The sequence below is a fragment of the Guptibacillus sedimenti genome (assembly GCF_028610665.1).
Lineage (GTDB): Bacteria > Bacillota > Bacilli > Bacillales > Guptibacillaceae > Guptibacillus > Guptibacillus sedimenti.
In genome coordinates this window covers 1,086,510-1,103,805 of sequence record NZ_JAQQWV010000001.1, presented here as the reverse complement: position 1 = coordinate 1,103,805, position 17,296 = coordinate 1,086,510, and the positions used below count along the sequence as shown (strand labels likewise).

Annotated in this window: 16 protein-coding genes; 3 read left to right on the top strand and 13 right to left on the bottom strand. The window is 39.4% G+C overall.

Features of this window, described 5'->3' with window-relative positions; genetic code table 11:
• Positions 1–30 precede the first annotated feature (30 nt).
• Positions 31–1,746 (bottom strand): acetate--CoA ligase, encoded by a 1,716-nt coding sequence (gene acsA, locus PQ578_RS05335; protein WP_273832531.1) that lies wholly within the window; start codon positions 1,744–1,746, stop codon positions 31–33.
• Between the two features lie 165 nt (positions 1,747–1,911).
• Between acsA and PQ578_RS05330 the strand changes: the two genes are divergently transcribed.
• Genes PQ578_RS05330 through PQ578_RS05320 form a run of 3 tightly spaced genes read left to right on the top strand, consistent with a single transcriptional unit; the run spans position 1,912 to position 4,362 of the window.
• The gene (locus tag PQ578_RS05330) at positions 1,912–2,544 is read left to right on the top strand and encodes a GNAT family N-acetyltransferase (protein ID WP_159783789.1); all 633 of its coding nucleotides are present in this window, start codon (positions 1,912–1,914) and stop codon (positions 2,542–2,544) included.
• A 22-nt stretch (positions 2,545–2,566) separates the two neighbouring features.
• Positions 2,567–3,214, top strand: a complete 648-nt coding sequence (locus tag PQ578_RS05325; protein WP_273832529.1) for an acetoin utilization AcuB family protein — start codon at positions 2,567–2,569, stop codon at positions 3,212–3,214.
• The gene (locus tag PQ578_RS05320; protein WP_273832528.1) at positions 3,211–4,362 is read left to right on the top strand and encodes an acetoin utilization protein AcuC; all 1,152 of its coding nucleotides are present in this window, start codon (positions 3,211–3,213) and stop codon (positions 4,360–4,362) included. The genes PQ578_RS05325 and PQ578_RS05320 overlap by 4 nt, the downstream gene beginning before the upstream one ends.
• Positions 4,363–4,387: 25 nt before the next feature.
• Here PQ578_RS05320 and ccpA read toward each other — a convergent pair whose 3' ends face one another.
• From ccpA to PQ578_RS05260, 12 genes are all read right to left on the bottom strand, one after another.
• Entirely contained in the window at positions 4,388–5,398 is a 1,011-nt protein-coding gene (gene ccpA, locus PQ578_RS05315) for a catabolite control protein A (protein WP_273832527.1), read from the bottom strand.
• Between the two features lie 337 nt (positions 5,399–5,735).
• Complete coding sequence (locus PQ578_RS05310; RefSeq protein ID WP_098444563.1) at positions 5,736–6,836, bottom strand: bifunctional 3-deoxy-7-phosphoheptulonate synthase/chorismate mutase; 1,101 nt, start codon at positions 6,834–6,836, stop codon at positions 5,736–5,738.
• 143 nt (positions 6,837–6,979) lie between these two features.
• Complete coding sequence (gene ytxJ, locus PQ578_RS05305) at positions 6,980–7,315, bottom strand: bacillithiol system redox-active protein YtxJ (protein WP_273832526.1); 336 nt, start codon at positions 7,313–7,315, stop codon at positions 6,980–6,982.
• A 119-nt stretch (positions 7,316–7,434) separates the two neighbouring features.
• A complete protein-coding gene (locus PQ578_RS05300; RefSeq protein ID WP_098444565.1) occupies positions 7,435–7,851 on the bottom strand; it encodes a YtxH domain-containing protein in 417 nt (138 codons plus the stop codon).
• Between the two features lie 12 nt (positions 7,852–7,863).
• Positions 7,864–8,307, bottom strand: coding sequence for a DUF948 domain-containing protein (locus PQ578_RS05295; RefSeq protein ID WP_098444566.1), 444 nt, complete (start codon positions 8,305–8,307; stop codon positions 7,864–7,866).
• Between the two features lie 235 nt (positions 8,308–8,542).
• Positions 8,543–9,847, bottom strand: coding sequence for a UDP-N-acetylmuramate--L-alanine ligase (gene murC / locus PQ578_RS05290; RefSeq protein WP_273832525.1), 1,305 nt, complete (start codon positions 9,845–9,847; stop codon positions 8,543–8,545).
• A gap of 195 nt (positions 9,848–10,042) precedes the next feature.
• Entirely contained in the window at positions 10,043–11,140 is a 1,098-nt protein-coding gene (locus PQ578_RS05285) for a nicotinate phosphoribosyltransferase (protein ID WP_273832524.1), read from the bottom strand.
• A gap of 145 nt (positions 11,141–11,285) precedes the next feature.
• Positions 11,286–14,057: a DNA translocase FtsK gene (locus tag PQ578_RS05280; protein WP_273832523.1), complete on the bottom strand. Its 2,772-nt coding sequence runs from the start codon at positions 14,055–14,057 to the stop codon at positions 11,286–11,288.
• A 195-nt stretch (positions 14,058–14,252) separates the two neighbouring features.
• Complete coding sequence (ytpR, locus tag PQ578_RS05275) at positions 14,253–14,861, bottom strand: YtpR family tRNA-binding protein (RefSeq protein WP_273832522.1); 609 nt, start codon at positions 14,859–14,861, stop codon at positions 14,253–14,255.
• A gap of 27 nt (positions 14,862–14,888) precedes the next feature.
• A complete protein-coding gene (locus PQ578_RS05270) occupies positions 14,889–15,686 on the bottom strand; it encodes a DUF1444 domain-containing protein (protein WP_273832521.1) in 798 nt (265 codons plus the stop codon).
• Positions 15,687–15,789: 103 nt separating this feature from the next.
• The gene (locus PQ578_RS05265) at positions 15,790–16,104 is read right to left on the bottom strand and encodes a thioredoxin family protein (protein ID WP_273832520.1); all 315 of its coding nucleotides are present in this window, start codon (positions 16,102–16,104) and stop codon (positions 15,790–15,792) included.
• Between the two features lie 16 nt (positions 16,105–16,120).
• The gene (locus PQ578_RS05260; RefSeq protein ID WP_273832519.1) at positions 16,121–17,134 is read right to left on the bottom strand and encodes a PTS sugar transporter subunit IIC; all 1,014 of its coding nucleotides are present in this window, start codon (positions 17,132–17,134) and stop codon (positions 16,121–16,123) included.
• Between the last annotated feature and the right edge of the window lie 162 nt (positions 17,135–17,296).

Below are 17,296 nucleotides of genomic sequence, written 5' to 3'. Positions count from 1 at the left end.
GCAAACTTTGCTACAGGCTGTTTTTATTCTTTAATCTTCCATCGTTGACAAATCTCCAGTAGGTAAATCAAGCTCCCACGCCTTTAGCACACGACGCATAATTTTACCACTTCTTGTTTTCGGAAGTTTATCTCTAAATTCGATCTCCCTAGGTGCCGCATGAGCAGCGAGACCTTTTTTCACAAAGTTACGAATCTCCTCCATTAGCTCATCAGATGGCTCATGTCCATCTCTCAGTGCAATAAAGGCTTTAATAATTTCCCCTCGAACAGGATCTGGTTTACCAATAACACCTGCTTCAGCAACAGCCCTGTGTTCAACTAGTTTACTTTCAACTTCAAACGGACCGACTCTTTCACCTGAAGTCATAATCACATCATCCACACGCCCCTGGAACCAGAAGTAGCCATCTTCATCTTTATAAGCTGAATCGCCAGATACGTACCAGTCTCCTTTTAAGAAATAACTTTCATATTTCTCAGGACGATTCCAGATCGCCCGCATCATCGATGGCCAACCTTTCTTAATCGCTAGGTTCCCCATTCGATTAGCTGGTAGTTCATTCCCTTGATCATCGACGATCGCCGCGTGCACGCCTGGAATCGGTTTACCCATTGATCCTGGTTTTATTTCCATAGAAGGGTAATTGCTGATTAGCTGCGCGCCCGTTTCCGTCATCCACCAGTTGTCATGAATGCGAAGATCAAGTACTTGATTTCCCCACTTAATAACCTCTGGATTCAACGGTTCTCCGACACTTAAAACATGGCGTAGGGATGAAAGATCAAATCTCTTAATAATCTCATCTCCCGCTCCCATAAGCATACGAAATGCGGTAGGTGCACTATACCATACAGTTACTTCATATTTTTCGATTGTTCCGTACCAATCTTCTGGACTAAAGCGACCGCCACGAATGACGTTCGACGTTCCAGCAAGCCATGGAGCAAAAATACCATAAGAGGTTCCGGTTACCCAGCCAGGATCGGCGGTACACCAATAGACATCATCTTCTTTTAAATCAAGTACCCATTTCGCTGTTTGATAATGTTGTACCATCGCATTATGAACATGAAGAACGCCTTTTGGCTTACCTGTCGACCCTGAAGTATAATGAAGAATCATACCATCTTCACGGTCAACCCATTCTATTTTCAACTTCTTGTCTGCTGACTTAAAATGCTTATAAAAATCGATATATGGTCCTTCTTCTTTTACGTTTTCTCCCACTAACACAACGCTTTCAAGGTTCGGAAGCTCATCAACTGGTACGCGTTCGAGTAATTCAGGAGTTGTGACGAGTACCTTTGCTTCACTATCCTCAAGCCGATCTCTCACCGCACCTTCCATAAAAGCCTCAAAAAGCGGTCCAGCAATCGCACCAAGTTTAAGCGTTCCCAGAAGAATGAAGTATAGCTCTGGTGATCTTGGCATGAAAATAAAGACCCGGTCCCCTTTTTCAACATTCACTTTTTTTAGAACGTTCCCAGCTTTGTTACTCATTGATTTCATTTCACTATACGTATACTTCTCATCGCGAGTTGGGTCAGAAAAATAAAGAGCTACTTTGTTTTTACGATCGGACTCAGCGTGCCTATCAATTGCTTCGTAGGCCATATTGACATTCCCTGTTTCACTCCAAGTAAATGTTTTCTCCACGTCTTTCCAATCAAAATTCCCGTATGTAGCTTCATAATCCTGTAAATTATGATTACCCAATGTAGCAGAAAGCGGTTTCAATTCCATAAGTAATCTCCTCCTTCTCCTTCATGTCTTTCCCTGTTAGTATAACATAAATTCCTAATTTTTTAACAAATGACAAAACTTCAAAAAATAACATTGAAACCCCTTACATTTATCTTGTTTCATGTATAATAAGAATTGAGACCATTATTAAAAGGTGGTGACTAGATGGAACATCATAAGACGTATAATGCAATTGAGTGGAATACGCCACATGGAAAACTAATTATTGAAGGCCCAATCACCCCCGATCGCCTTGCATCCTATCATTTACATAAGGATCTTGTCGCATTTCGTCCCCCTGAGCAGCAGCATAAAGCCCTAGTTGAAATAGCTGGACTTCCTGAAGGACGAATTATTGTAGCGAGAGAACGAGAAACAATAGTAGGCTATGTTACATTTCTTTATCCCGATCCTCTTGAACGCTGGTCAGAAGGGAAAATGGAAGATTTAATTGAATTAGGAGCGATTGAGGTTATTCCAAAATATCGCAATGCTAAAGTAGGCAAAAGCCTCCTTAAAACTTCCTTTATGGACGATGCTATGAACGATTACATTGTGATTACGACCGAATATTATTGGCATTGGGATCTTAAAGGAACTGGATTATCTGTATGGGATTACCGTAAAGTCATGGAGAAAATGATGAATGCTGGAGGATTGGAATGGTATGCAACGGACGATCCTGAAATTAGCTCTCATCCAGCAAATTGTTTAATGGCTCGAATTGGGACGAGGATTAACCAGGACTCTATTCAAGCTTTTGATCGTCTCCGATTTCATAACCGCTTCATGTATTAAGTTTGCAAAGGAGTGAGTCAAGTTGGTCATAGAAGAAATTATGAATCGAAATGTTTTTTCACTTGAAGAGAATCAAACCATTGCAGATGCAATTAAACTAATGAGAGAAAAAAATATTCGTCACCTTCCGATCGTAAATAGCGAAGGAGAGCTGACTGGTATTGTTTCGGATCGAGATATTAAAGATGCTAGTCCATCTATTCTTGACTCAAGTCCGAACAAAGAAGTGTTACAATCACATCTTTCCTCTATTATGAAGAAAGATGTGATTACAGCTCACCCACTAGATTTCGTTGAAGAGATTTCGACAATTTTTTACGAACAGCGCATTAGTTCCATCCCCATTGTAGATAACCGAAAAGTAATCGGTATGGTAACTGAGACAGACATGTTACATACGCTTATCCTATTGACAGGTGCACATCAGCCGAGTTCACATATTGAAGTTCAGGTAGCTAACGTTTCTGGACAACTTGCCGATATCACCCAAATCATTAAAAAACGTAATGTTAACATCATCAGTGTGCTTGTTTATCCATGCAGTCACGATGAAAAATACAAAAATATCGTTTTTCGCATTCAGACAATGAATCCAACTTCGGTCATCAATGATATCAAAAAGGAAGGTTATGAGGTTCTTTGGCCGAGCATGCCGGGTGTTCAAAGATGACGTGCGATTCTGTTTTTGTTTACTCCTCAGATTATCTAAACTATAAATTTAGTGATGATCACCCTTTCAATCATATTCGTGTTAAACTCACACAGGACCTTCTTACTGAAATGAAGGCTCTAAACGATTCAGATGTAATTGCGCCTCGAATAGCAACAGATGACGAAATTGCTCTAATCCACGACCCAGCGTATATCGACGCAGTGAAAAAAGCTGGGAAAGGAAGTTTAGCTTCGTCCATCGCAGCGAACTATGGGCTTGGTACTGAAGATACGCCCATCTTTTCAAATATGCATGAAGCGAGTGCTCTCATTGTTGGTGGTACGCTAACGGCTGTTGATGCCGTTATGTCCGGAAAATCTGATCATGCGCTCAATGTAGGCGGTGGCCTGCATCATGGATTTAGAGGGAAAGCATCTGGCTTTTGTATTTATAATGATAGCTCCATTGCTATTGAATATATGAAGAAGAATTACGGTGCAAAAGTGCTCTACGTCGATACGGATGCTCATCATGGTGATGGGGTTCAATGGGCTTTCTATGACGATCCTGAAGTTTGCACCCTGTCGATTCATGAAACTGGTCGCTATTTATTCCCTGGAACAGGAAACATTAATGAAAAAGGACAGGGAAAAGGATATGGATTTTCCTTTAATGTTCCAATTGATGCATTTACTGAGGATGAATCATTCCAAGAAGTTTATGAAGCCTCTTTTCGAAAAGTAATCGACTTTTTTAAACCAGATGTGATTTTAACTCAAAATGGAGCTGATGCCCATTACTATGATCCCTTAACACATCTTTCTGTTTCGATGAAAAGCTATGAATTCATACCAAAGTTAGCTCATCAGCTTGCACACGAATATTGTGATGGTAAGTGGATTGCTGTTGGTGGCGGGGGATATGATATCTGGCGGGTAGTACCAAGAGCGTGGTCGAGGATTTGGCTTGAAATGAAAGGGTTATCAATATCAGGAAGATTGCCACAACAGTGGTTAGATCGATGGAATCCCCATTCCCCCCTTACTCTCCCCGAAAATTGGGATGATAAGACTAATTTATATGAGCCTATTCCAAGAAAACAAGAGATTACAGAGAAGAATAAACTCACTTGTGAGAGAGCGCTTTATCAAATTACGAATCAATAGAAAAAACGAGCCACAGGCTCGTTTTTTATTCTTCGTTATGAATCGTAGAATTCCGATGTTGCAAACGGTGTGGCAATACAACAGTTTGCTCTTCTACTGTTTCTTTATTCATTAATTTCGTTAGTAGACGCATCGCAACAGCACCGATATCGTACATTGGTTGAACCACTGTAGAAAGGGTTGGACGAACCATGGTCGCAAGCCTAGTGTTATCAAATCCGATTACTTCAAAATCTTCCGGTACATTATATCCATTATCTTGCGCTGCATGAATAACGCCAAGAGCCATTTCATCTGTACCTGCGAAAATGGCAGTAGGTTTCTCGTCTAGCTCTAAGAATCCTTCCATCGCTTCAATACCAGAATCGTACGTATAGTCACCAATGGCTACACAGTTTTCATCAACCGTCATCCCTGCATCTTCAAGAGCTGTGCGGTACCCAAGAAACTTCTCTTCGCCATTAATTGGATCTTCCAACGGCCCACTAACAAGACCGATTTTTTTATGCCCTTTTTCAATAAAACTAGCGACAAGCTCATAAGCCGCCTTCTGATAATTAATATTAACGGAAGGGATTTCTTGACTCTTTTCAAGCGTTGCAGCTAGCACAATTGGTACGGGAGAGCGCTTGAATTCTTCTACATGCTCTTCGGTAATTTTACCGCCCATGAAAACAATCCCATCCACCTGTTTACCAAGCATCGTATTAAGCAAGTGAATTTCTTTTTCTTTATTTTGATCTGAATTGCTCAAAATAATGTTGTATTTATACATTGTCGCAATGTCTTCAATACCACGAGCAAGCTCTGCAAAGAAAATACTAGAAATATCAGGGATAATAACGCCTACAGTAGTCGTTTTCTTACTAGCAAGTCCCCTTGCGACCGCATTTGGTCGATATCCTAGTCTTTCAATTGCTTCTAATACTTTTTTTCTGGTGGCAGGCTTTACGTTAGGATTGCCATTAACAACCCTCGATACAGTTGCCATCGATACTCCTGCTTCTTTCGCTACGTCATAAATCGTTGTATTCACGATGATCCTCCTTCATGCTCTTACGGACTTTAATTTACTTAATGATACGATACTATCCGTTTGACTGCAAACCAAATCCTTATATCGACTAACACTAATCCGTTGTTATGCTCCATGCAAAATTGTCTACATTTGGTATGTAGGATATTTCACAAGTAGATACTGTATTAAAGATAGCATATTTAACGCTTTTTTGCTTCATATAAGCATAAATTTCACACATAAAATGATAACAGTATGCTATTTGTCTTGATTATTACATATGATAACACTCTTCTGCTCTTTTATTCCCAACCTATCCCACTTATTGAAATAGATACAACAAAAAACCTTCTACTTAAATAGTAGAAGGCGTAACTTTTGCTGGATTAAATAATCCACTAGCTTTCAAATCTTCAACAAATTGTTCGTACTGTGGAATATCTAACTGTTGAGCAGCATCTGAAAGCGCAACTGCAGGATCAGGATGAACTTCAACCATTATACCATCGGCACCGATCGCAAGGCCTGCTTTTGCTGCTGGGAATAATAGATCTTTACGTCCAGTTGAATGCGTTACGTCAACTAGAACTGGTAAATGAGTTTCCTGCTTAAGAATTGGTACAGCTGTAATATCTAACGTGTTTCGTGTTGCTTTTTCATATGTTCTAATGCCTCTTTCGCAAAGCATCACTTGCGTATTTCCGTTTGAAACAATGTACTCTGCAGCATTAATGAATTCCTGAATTGTAGCAGATAAACCTCTCTTAAGTAGTACAGGCTTATCAACAGAACCTGCTGCTTTAAGCAATTCAAAGTTCTGCATATTACGTGCCCCAATTTGAATAACATCAACGTACTTTACTGCTGTTTCAATATCTGCTGGATTAACGATTTCACTTACAACTGCAAGATCGTACTCATCAGCAACTTGCTTAAGAATCTTCAACCCTTCTTCACCAAGTCCCTGGAAATCGTATGGTGATGTACGCGGCTTGAAAGCACCACCACGTAGCATTTTAAATCCTTGCTTCTTAACAGCTTTTGCCACTTCTGCAACTTGCTCATAGCTTTCAACAGCACATGGTCCTGAAATAAGGACTTGCCCGCCGTCTCCAACTTTTTCGCCTCTAATATCAATTACGGTGTTATCCGGCTGGCGTTTTCTTGAAACTAACAGCGCTTTACGGTGATCATCTTCCTGTAGCTCAAGGCTTGCCTTAAAAATTTCCTTAAAAATATGCTGAAGAGTGGAATTATCAAACGGCCCACCATTTTTCTCCGTAAGCTTATCAAGCATCTTACGCTCTCGAACAGGGTCAAAACGATTAATCCCCTGTGCTTTCTTTACTCTACCTATCTCTTTCGCCACTTCAGCACGCTCATTAATTAAATCAAGCAGCTGTAGGTTAATCTCGTCTAATTTCTCTCTCAACTCATCAATTTGGATATTAGCCATAATATCTCCACTCCTATCTGTTTAAGTGATTAGGGTTATTATATACGATGAAAAATAAAATGTCACTACTTTTCTTTTAATTCTTAAACGCTTTTAAGCATTAAACCATGTTAGTAAAAAAATAAACGGCTTCATAAAGCCGTTTATTTTAGAAATTGCTTTGCAGCATCGGTCAAAGAAGTATAAGTAATTCTCCAATGGGAGTCATTCCAAACCACTTCGCCTCCATTAAATACAAGCGCTTGTGGTGACTGATGCTTCACTCCGAACGTATCCGCAATTTCCGTCGATAATGGGCGTGATTCTTGCACATTTAAATAATATACTTCTTCCGTCACATCCTCAGAGAACTTTTCAAATTCTTCAAATGCTTGAGCACTTATTGGACAAGTCGTACTATTTTTAAATACTATAAATTGTGAATGATCCTCTTTAACCCGCTTAAAATCATCAGATGTTGTTAGTTTTGTAATTGCCATTAAACTCTCTCCTTTCAAATAGCTATAGTTACATTATAAAGAATTCGTGACCAAATGAAAAAGAAGAAGCACTAAGCTTCTTCTTTTTCATTTAATAATTTTCATTTAATAATTTTCATTTATGGCTTCGTAGGATTTTCCATTGAAGCTGGTTCTTCTTCAGAAAAGTGATCATTAAGATCCTGCTGGAAGCTCTCTACATCTGCATCTGCCTGAGTATGAAGTGCTTCGTTTTCTTCAGATTCAAGATTACGATCTTTAATCTTTGAAACGATGTTATTTGACTGATCAGAAACCTGCTTGTAAATCGTTGAAGATTTCTCTTTAGCGCGATTAGCAAAGTCTGTGCTACGCTCTACTGCAGAATCACGGAATTGTGACGTTTTTTCTTTTACTGCTCCTGCTTGTTGGTTAAGATCGCTTCTAAGCTCTTTACCAGATTTAGGCGCTGATAGTAGTGCAGCAGCAGCCCCTACAATTCCACCGATTAGTGAACCAATGATAAAATCTTTTGTGTTAATGTTGTTGTCAGACATTTAAATTACCTCCTATGATTTTGAATCAACATATTGATCAGTTGCTTTCTTTTTGACTTGCCATTTTTGCCAAATTTGCATAGCAGCATTTCCCCACTGAACCACTTTTGTAACCTGCTCAGATTGACGTTCTGCTTCATCGGTAACTTTACCGGTAATATTTTTTAGAGAATGATTCATTTTTCCAAGTGATGTTCCAACTTCTTTCACTTGCACAAAGACTGTGTCCAGAGCTTCAGATTTACCCTGAATATCCTCTGCAAGTAAATTTGTCTTATGTAGCAGTGCTGTGGTTTCGGTTGTTAAACCATTCATTTGTTTTTCAAGACTATCAAGTGTTTTTGCTGTGTTACTTAGCGTATCTTTCAAAGATTTTAACGTTTGTGCTACGAAATAAACTAAAACTGCAAATGCAATCGCAATAATAGCAACGCTTAAGTAAAGAATAATCTCCATGTACTGGCACCTCCCTTTTATCCAACTGTTCCCTTCATTTGTCTTTAGTAAACACAAGTTTGTCATTTCACATATGAGTGAAAAATGAGTCTACTTTACTACCCTACACCATAATAAATTCGTTACAAGTTTCATTATTCCTTTTTTATTTTTTTTTATAACACAATCTCCTTGATCTACTAAGCAAATTTGTGTATTTAAGCAAAAAAAAGAAAAGGCATAAGAGCCTTTTCTTTTAGATAGAAGCTTTTTCTGTTTCATAAGCTGCTTGATACTTTTGAATATCGCCAGCTCCCATGAAAAGAAGGACGCCACTTTCATGCTCATTTAATTGCTGAATGGATTCTTCTGAGATCATATGCGCATTTGGAATTTTCTCAATCAGCTGATCAATCGATAATTGACCCGCATCTTCTCGTGCTGAACCGAAGATATCGCATAAATAAACAACGTCTGCTTCTTTTAAAACATCCGCGAATTCATTTAAAAACGTTTTTGTTCTCGTAAAAGTGTGAGGCTGGAAAATGGCCACAACTTCACGATTCGGGTATTTCTGATGAGCAGATTCAATTGTCGCTTTAATTTCAGTTGGATGATGAGCGTAATCGTCAATGAGTACCTGGCCATCGACTACCTTTTCAGTAAATCTCCGCTTAACACCTTTGAAATTTGCTAGTTGAGCCGCTACGGTATCCCCAGAAAGATTTTCATAGTGACAGAGCGCTACTACAGATAAAGCGTTTAACACATTGTGTTTCCCAAACATCGGAATCTGGAACGTACGATAATAATCATCACGAACATGAACGTCAAAGGTAGTACCGTTCTCATCTATTTTAATATTTGTCGCTTGAAAATCATTCTGATCATCAAAGCCGTAGAAGACAACTGGTACTTTTGTTTGAATCTGCTGCAGGTAAGAGTCATCTCCATATGCAATAATGCCTTTCTTTACAAGCATAGCCATTTCTTGAAATGCCGAAAACACATCATCCACATCTGTAAAATAATCTGGATGGTCAAAATCAATATTCGTCATAATTGCATAATCAGGTTGATATGATAAGAAGTGACGACGGTATTCACATGCTTCAAAAACAAAATATTGGCTATCTTTCACGCCGCTACCAGTGCCATCTCCGATAAGGTACGATGTTGGTTCTGCTGCTCCAACCACGTGAGATAACAAACCAGTTGTTGATGTCTTACCATGAGAACCTGTTACAGCAATACTAGTGAACTTTTGAATAAAGTCGCCAAGGAATTTATGGTAACGATAGACAGGAAGGTTCATTTCTCTTGCTCGCACTAATTCTTCATGCTGATCATCAAAAGCATTACCAGCAATAATCGTCATGTTTTCTTTAATGTTTTCTTCTCCAAATGGAAGAATAGTAATCCCTTTTTGCTCTAAAGCCTCCTGTGTAAAGAATCTCTTCTCTACGTCTGAACCCTGTACACTGTATCCAATGTCGCTAAGGATTTGTGCAAGAGCGCTCATCCCGGATCCCTTAATGCCAACAAAGTGATATATAGTCATTTCAGAACCTCCACACTTTCATTTCTTCTCCGCTTAACCTTTTTTTAGTATATGATGTTATTACAAGTATGCGCTGCATTTCTTTTCAATACTACATTATAGCAGAAATAGAGACAGGTCTACAATAAATTTCATGAAACTAAATTGGTCCTACGGGCGCAAAAAAGACAGGACTGTGTTCCTGTCTCTTATTGCTTATTCAACACGCTCTAAACGTGGATTATGTCGATATTTTCTGCCAGCTTTCGCTTCGGGTTCATCATCAAGAATAACATTATCTCCAGTAAACCCAATATCCACCTTAAGCAAACTGCTACCTACACCATAAATATCAACAGGAACATTCTGAGATTCGAACGTTCTGATTCTTTCTTCAGTAAATCCTCCGCTAACGACAATTTTGACATGATTAAATCCTTCATGATCAAGGGCTTCTCTTAGGGCAAAGATTAATTCAGCATTTACCCCTCTTGGATCAAATGTTCCTAAAACGTCAGGGTTTCTCCAGAAATACTGATCAACCATTGTACGGGAAGTATCGACTCGAACACCTTTTAATGTGTCACCAAACTCCCTTGCCACTTTCAATGAGTCTGTGATGACGTCATTGTTGTAATCCACCAGCGCAATTAATTCATCTTCAGGATATTTCGCATAGTATGCTTTCGAAGCTTCAACAACATCACCTTTGAACAGTTGAATAAGGGCATGTGGCATTGTCCCCATTCCTCTTTTACCCCACCATTCATTCATCGCATGCGTTGCCTGAGCAGTAGAACCACCAATATGGGATGCGTATCCATCACCAGCTTGTTGCGTATAGTGGTCATCACGATCGCCCATAAAAATAACTGGTTTTTGTATCCCTGATGATCGAGCTGCTTTTACTACATGATAAACATTCGTCGCTACTGATGTTCTTCTGCCCAGAATACCATCAATAATTCCTTCTAGGAAACCAAAGTTTTGATAAGGTCCTTTAATTTTCAGTACCGTTTCAAACGGAGAAATTTTATCTCCATCTTTAAGAGAATCAATTTCAAGTGAATCAGGATTCTTTGCAAATGTTTTAATCAGAGCAATTGCTTCATCTGAACCACAAAGAACGGCATCGTGCTTTTGAAAAAACTGCATCGTCACAATATTATCTGGTTTAAACTCTTCCACAATTTCGCATGTTTTAAGAAAGTAAACTGCGGAAAACCAGCCTTCACCTACGCGTTCATCAAATTTAAACGTGCGGTTTGTAAGTCTTTTTATTTTCCCTTGCATTTTAAGTTCAATTTCTTTCATAATGGGGCTCCTTCAAGTAGTTTCGTCATTCGAATGTGAGCTCTCTATGTTCAACCATTCACTTATCTGACTATAATTTAACATTAGCTTAACACTATTTATCATATAGAACCAGGCTACATAAAACAAGTAAAAAAGATACGCACTAGACGTGCATATCTTTTGAGAATGCTTCTTCAAAATCAGCTTTACTCATTAAAATACTTCGTGGCTTACTTCCCATTGCTTCAGAAACCAACCCGCGCTCTTCCATCATCTCAATGAGTCTTGCTGCGCGGTTGAATCCAATTCTAAAACGACGCTGCAGAGCAGAAGATGAAGCTTGACCTTGTTCAAGTGCCCACATACATGCCTCCTCAAACAAATCATCCTCTTGGTCATCATACTGCTGTTTTTTCATTAAATCTTCTTTCTTAATTAAGTAGTTAGGCTTCCTTTGTTTACGTACAAAAGAAGTCACTCGCTCAATTTCTTCATCTGATACAAAGTTCCCTTGCAAACGGACAGGTTTTGATGAGCCGTTCTCTAAACAAAGCATGTCGCCTTTTCCAAGTAGCTTCTCCGCCCCACTCGTATCTAGGATGGTTCTTGAATCAATCTGAGATGATACTGAGAAAGCAATTCGAGTTGGAATGTTTGCTTTTATTAACCCTGTAATAACATCAACTGATGGCCTTTGGGTTGCAACTAGCAGATGAATCCCACACGCTCTTGCTTTTTGAGCAATGCGACAAATAGCATCTTCTACATCTTGGGGGGATACCATCATTAAATCAGCTAGTTCATCGATCACGATAACAATGTAAGGAAGTTTATGCTGAGGCTCACCGTGGTTAATTGCACGCTCGTTGTAGCGCTTTATGTCACGAACACCTGCAGCTGCAAATTTCTCATATCGCTCTTCCATTTCATCGACTGCCCACTTCAGTGCAGTAGTCGCTTCTTTTACGTCATTAATTACTGGAGTAACCAGGTGTGGAAGACCGTTATATGGTGCAAGCTCAACCATTTTTGGATCAATTAGCATCATTTTCACATCATTAGGATTTGCTTTAAGTAACAAGCTAACTAATATAGAGTTGATACATACACTTTTACCTGATCCTGTTGCGCCCGCAATAAGACCATGTGGCATTTTCTGTATGTCTGTTATTTTTGCTTCCCCAGCTATATCAAAACCAAGTGCAGCATTTAATAAAGAACCTTCCGTTTGAAAAGCCCCGCTTCGCACAATTTCTCGAATAAAGACCGGCTTACTCGTAGGATTTGGAACTTCAATTCCAATGGCATTTTTACCAGGAATAGGTGCCTCCATCCGGATGTCTCGTGCAGCTAGACTAAGTTTAATATCATCGCTTAAATTCGTAATCTTGTTGACCTTAACACCAGGACTTGGCTGAACTTCAAAACGAGTAACCGTTGGTCCCATCGTTGCTCCAATAACTTTTGCCTGAACGTTAAAATTGGCAAGCGTTGATTCTAATAACTCTCTCTGTTCTTCAAGCCACTGATCATCACTACCTTCATTCCGTGGAGGAATATCTAGAAGCGAAATCGGAGGAAGTTTATAATCAGCACCTGTTCCTGGCTTTTTCGTTACATGACGACGATCGTTTGCTAACATCATCACATTATAAGGCACCTGGGGTTTTGGACGACTTTCCTCTTGTCGATCTTGTTTATGAGATTTTTCTGGAACGGACATAGTTGGTTTTTCAGTTTCTTGAGCCTGCTCTTGTTCTACTTCTTGTTCTGGAACATTCTCATCACTGTGTACAATTACTTCCTGCTGTTCTCCAACATGGTTTAAAGGTTCTCGTTCTCCCTCGAAAATTTGCTCCTTTAAGCTTTCAGGTTCTTCGTCATTTTCGATAGGATGCTCTACTGATTGGTTAAAGATAGTAGAGTCTTCTCCCTCTAAGATTTCATTTTCAAATCCAATTGCGGTAGGTTCTTCATTGATCTCTTCATTGATCTCTTCATTGATCTCTTCATTGATCTCTTCTTCTTTTTCATTAAATGTTTCGTTTTCCTTTGAAGCGTTTTCGGAAATTGGGAATTTTTCTTGTGCATCCATCATTAGAGGCTCGCGGAATTGAATCTCCTCTTCCACCTCATGAACATGGTGTTCATCACTTTGCACTTCAAACTTATTTACCTCAAAGTCTGCCTGCTTCTCTTCTTCTTCTTGGATAACCTTATTATGCTGATCAACAGGCGATTTCTCTACTGATGCTAACGCTTCGTTCATTTGAGGAGATTCTTGATCACCGTGCGCGTTTTCTGAGAGAGAGACCGTACTCTCCTCTTCAGTTAAAGAAAAAGGCACTGGTTCTTGGATAAGTTTGTCGATTACATCACTTTTGTCAAGAGACGTATATCGCGGATTAGGATTCGACTTCTTGGCTGCATCCTCCATTTTTTCAGCAACGGGGCGTTTACTAAACCCATAAATAGGCGAAGGGATTTCGGATGGTTTAAAATTGACGCCCGAAAATTTCTTATTAGCTACTGGCTCCACTTTATCCGAAACGCCATCTCTCACTACTTTCCTGGCATTACCTTCTTTTTTGGACGGGGCTAACTTCTCATTCTTTTTTTCTGGCCTAGTCCTATTTGAGGTCCCCTGCTCTTTTTTCGGATAATTCGACTCTTTTCTATTTTCTTTTTTTGTTTGGTTATTTGACTGATCAGGAATTAATGGAAAACGGAAATTTCCCTCTCTGGGATATTGATGAACAATTCTAGCTTCATTTTTTCGATTCGCACTCTCCATCCGCCCGATGGAATGTTTTCGATCAGTACGTTCTTTTAAAGATTTCGTTTCTTTTACCTCATCATCTCTCCGTCCAGTCTCCTCTTCCTCTTCAATATCAAATAGTTTACTCCATACTTTCTTAAACCAATTATTATCCAATTACAATCACCTTTTCTAATTAAGCCCTTTTAGATCGCGCTATTCTTCTATTTTATCGGAAAATCCCCTATCATTGTAAGGCTGTTTCTAAAATCTTTCGTAAAAAAAAGTGGTTCTTCGTCTAAAACAGTAAAAATAAGTTCAATATACGCTATACCCGATTTACACGAAAGAAAAAACCTACTAGAAAATTTTCTAGTAGGCTTTGAATTCAGAACCAACTTCATAGTCATCTGGAAGGATAAGAATCCCTTTTTCTTTCGGAGCATCTGGTAAATCAAGCTCTTTAGCAGAACAAATCATTCCAGTTGATTCAATTCCACGTAAACTCGCATCTTTAATAATCATACCTGATGGCATCACAGCGCCAACTTTCGCTACAACGACCTTTTGGCCATGGTCAACATTTGGAGCACCACAAACAATTTGAAGTCTCTCTTCTCCAACATTGACCTGACAAATATTCAATTTATCAGCATTTGGGTGTTTTTCCATTTCTTCTACATAACCAACTACAAATTTAGGAGAAGGATCATAGACGAGTTCATCTTGAAAACCACTCTCTTTAATGGCATGATTGACTGCTGTTACAAGCTCTTCACTTTCGTCTACAACACCATTGCTTGATAGCTCATGAATGGAAGAAAAATGAAAAACATTATACCCTATTGTCTGGTTTGTTTCTTTACTATAGATTCGGGCAACATTGTCGTTACGCTCAACAGCCTTATCTTCTCTTTCCGTACTGCCTAAAGTAACAATTAAAGTATCTCCAACGCCTTCTTTATTGTAAAACATATTCATTATACTGTACTCCTTTTTCAACAGTGATTATTTTTTAGGTTTGTTTTTAGCCATAATAAAGATTGGTTCTAACTTTCCATCTTCATACATGAACGGTAGACCGGTTACGGGAACTAGTCCACTTGAAAAGAAGTGCATGGTTAACTGAGCAAGAGCATCGTATCCGCGTTCATTCTCAATATCGGCAAATACTAAAACATCTTGATGAGGAACGGCTACAGCCAATTCACCCTTCGCTTTTTTAGCCATTCGTTCGAGTAAAGTATCATTTAAGATCCGACTTGCATCGTAGCCATCGTTCGTATTCAAGAAGTAGAACGTATTACCGGCGACAGTATCTGATTTCACTTCGGTCGATAACCCTCTTAAATTAAACAACGAAACCTCGTGCAACGCTTCCTTTGTCCAATCTTCTTTCTCTAGCCATTCTTGATCAATGAGTCGATAGGAGTTCCCGAGATCAAGCGCATAATAAATCCGCGTTTCAGCAGTATGCTCTTCAAATACAAACGGAACCCCGCTTTCTGTCTCAGATGCAAATGAACCAGAGCGAATAACAGGAAAGATTTGATTTTCCTTACCTGTTAATTTCTGCTTTTCTTTCATTACCTTGAGCGTCTCATCAACGTGATGGACCACTTCTTCAAGAACCTTCTCACCACGTTCTTCATACTTAGCAGCGAGTCCTTTAAGTCCAAGACTCATTCCTTTTCCTGTGGAACGGTCTTCTACTCTTAGTTTTTCTTCTTTTTGATTGTATGTAAGCTCACGATCTTCTTGCTGAAGCCGTTTTTCGAGCAATTTTTTCAGATCTTTTGGTTCCATATTTTCACCACCCTATACGAAGATGTCACCTTATCATACCATGAAACGAACGAATTAAAAAACAAAGCTATGCGACGCATAGCTTTGTTCCATGGATCGTCCGTTACTTTACACTTGTAAGAAATTCTTCTATTTCTTCTTTACTTTTTCGCATCTTACTTACAAAGCGTCCAGTTTCTTCTCCATCTTTAAATGCAACAAAGCTCGGAATACCAAAGATGTCCATTTCCTGACATAGCTCAATATGATCGTCACGATCAACGTAATAAAAATCCATGTCGCTATATTCTTTTTCTAGCTCTGGTAGAAATGGTTCAATCACTCGGCAATCCGGGCACCAATCTGCAGAAAAAAGAAGTACCGATTTCCCTTCTTTAATTGCTTCTAAATATTCTTCATGTTTTTCAAATTTCTTCATGATGATCCTCCCTGTTTCAATCTGTTTGTATCTTCATATCTCCAGGACGAATAAGTCCTTTTTGCCTCATTACTTCGGATATTAACAGACTTATTATTGCTGGTCCAACAAAATGCAACATAACAATCGCTAGCCAAATTTCGCCACCAGTCCCCATCACGTTAAACGTCATAATTTGTCCAACGAAACCACTTGTTCCCATTCCAGCACCGGAAGAATTATTTAACAAAGAGAGCCAACCACTTCCAATTGGAGCAAGGATGGCGCCAGCTACCGTTGGCGGAAGCAAAATCCACGGATTACGAACAATATTTGCAACCTGGAGCATTGAAGTACCAATTCCCTGGGCAATTAAACCTCCTACCCCATTTTCGCGATAGCTACTTACAGCAAAACCGATCATCTGAGCGGCACACCCGATCGTCGCTGCACCGGCTGCAATGCCCTCTAATCCAAGCATGATGGCAATTGCAGCACTCGAAATAGGCGCAGTAAGAGCAAGTCCCATAAGCACTGCAACAATAATCCCCATAATAATCGGTCGTTGCTCCGTTGCCCACATGATCAGAGACCCGAAATTAGTAAGGAGTGATTGAATCCCCGGTCCAATGAGAGTCGCCGTTCCATAACCAGCAAAAATTGTTATTAACGGCGTCACGATAATGTCTAACTTAGTTGACTTCGAAACAAGCTTTCCTGCTTCAGAAGCCACAAGGGCTGCAACGTAACTACCAGCAGGGCCACCAAGTTCGGATCCAGCTGCACCTGCAAGAATAGCTGCAAACAATACGAGTGGAGGTGCTCCTAAACCATAGGCAACCGCGACCCCAATAGCTGGCCCCATTAAGCTCATTGCGAGTTCTCCCATTGGGATTAAAAAAGAAAGCGTAGAGACTTGCTCACCAATTGTTTTAAGAATTAAGCCAATAATTAACGATGAAAAGAGGCCAAGCGCCATATAGCTAAGCGCGGTTATAAAATACACACGCGGAGAAAGCGTAATGCCTTTCTGATGTAAAAAATCTTTCATCTGTTTCTCCTTTCAAATGGATTATCCTGTTTTAGTATACACATACTTCTTCCACCAACTTCATGAATAGGTTAAACGGTCAAACTTTTCCCCCTAATCTATTTACTGGGAATAAATGAAAAAACCATGCTACAATAATGGCGTAAACATTTTAAAGGAGGC

What these genes read in the sequence shown, in the direction of transcription:
- PQ578_RS05265 (WP_273832520.1), bottom strand. Translation starts at nt 16,104, where the DNA reads ATGAAGAAATTTGAAAAACATGAAGAATATTTAGAAGCAATTAAAGAA.
- PQ578_RS05295 (WP_098444566.1), bottom strand. Translation starts at nt 8,307, where the DNA reads ATGGAGATTATTCTTTACTTAAGCGTTGCTATTATTGCGATTGCATTT.
- acsA (WP_273832531.1), bottom strand. Translation starts at nt 1,746, where the DNA reads ATGGAATTGAAACCGCTTTCTGCTACATTGGGTAATCATAATTTACAG.
- PQ578_RS05310 (WP_098444563.1), bottom strand. Translation starts at nt 6,836, where the DNA reads ATGGCTAATATCCAAATTGATGAGTTGAGAGAGAAATTAGACGAGATT.
- PQ578_RS05270 (WP_273832521.1), bottom strand. Translation starts at nt 15,686, where the DNA reads ATGGAACCAAAAGATCTGAAAAAATTGCTCGAAAAACGGCTTCAGCAA.
- PQ578_RS05260 (WP_273832519.1), bottom strand. Translation starts at nt 17,134, where the DNA reads ATGAAAGATTTTTTACATCAGAAAGGCATTACGCTTTCTCCGCGTGTG.
- PQ578_RS05285 (WP_273832524.1), bottom strand. Translation starts at nt 11,140, where the DNA reads ATGAAAGAAATTGAACTTAAAATGCAAGGGAAAATAAAAAGACTTACA.
- PQ578_RS05320 (WP_273832528.1), top strand. Translation starts at nt 3,211, where the DNA reads ATGACGTGCGATTCTGTTTTTGTTTACTCCTCAGATTATCTAAACTAT.
- ytxJ (WP_273832526.1), bottom strand. Translation starts at nt 7,315, where the DNA reads ATGGCAATTACAAAACTAACAACATCTGATGATTTTAAGCGGGTTAAA.
- murC (WP_273832525.1), bottom strand. Translation starts at nt 9,847, where the DNA reads ATGACTATATATCACTTTGTTGGCATTAAGGGATCCGGGATGAGCGCT.
- ytpR (WP_273832522.1), bottom strand. Translation starts at nt 14,861, where the DNA reads ATGAATATGTTTTACAATAAAGAAGGCGTTGGAGATACTTTAATTGTT.
- PQ578_RS05330 (WP_159783789.1), top strand. Translation starts at nt 1,912, where the DNA reads ATGGAACATCATAAGACGTATAATGCAATTGAGTGGAATACGCCACAT.
- PQ578_RS05300 (WP_098444565.1), bottom strand. Translation starts at nt 7,851, where the DNA reads ATGTCTGACAACAACATTAACACAAAAGATTTTATCATTGGTTCACTA.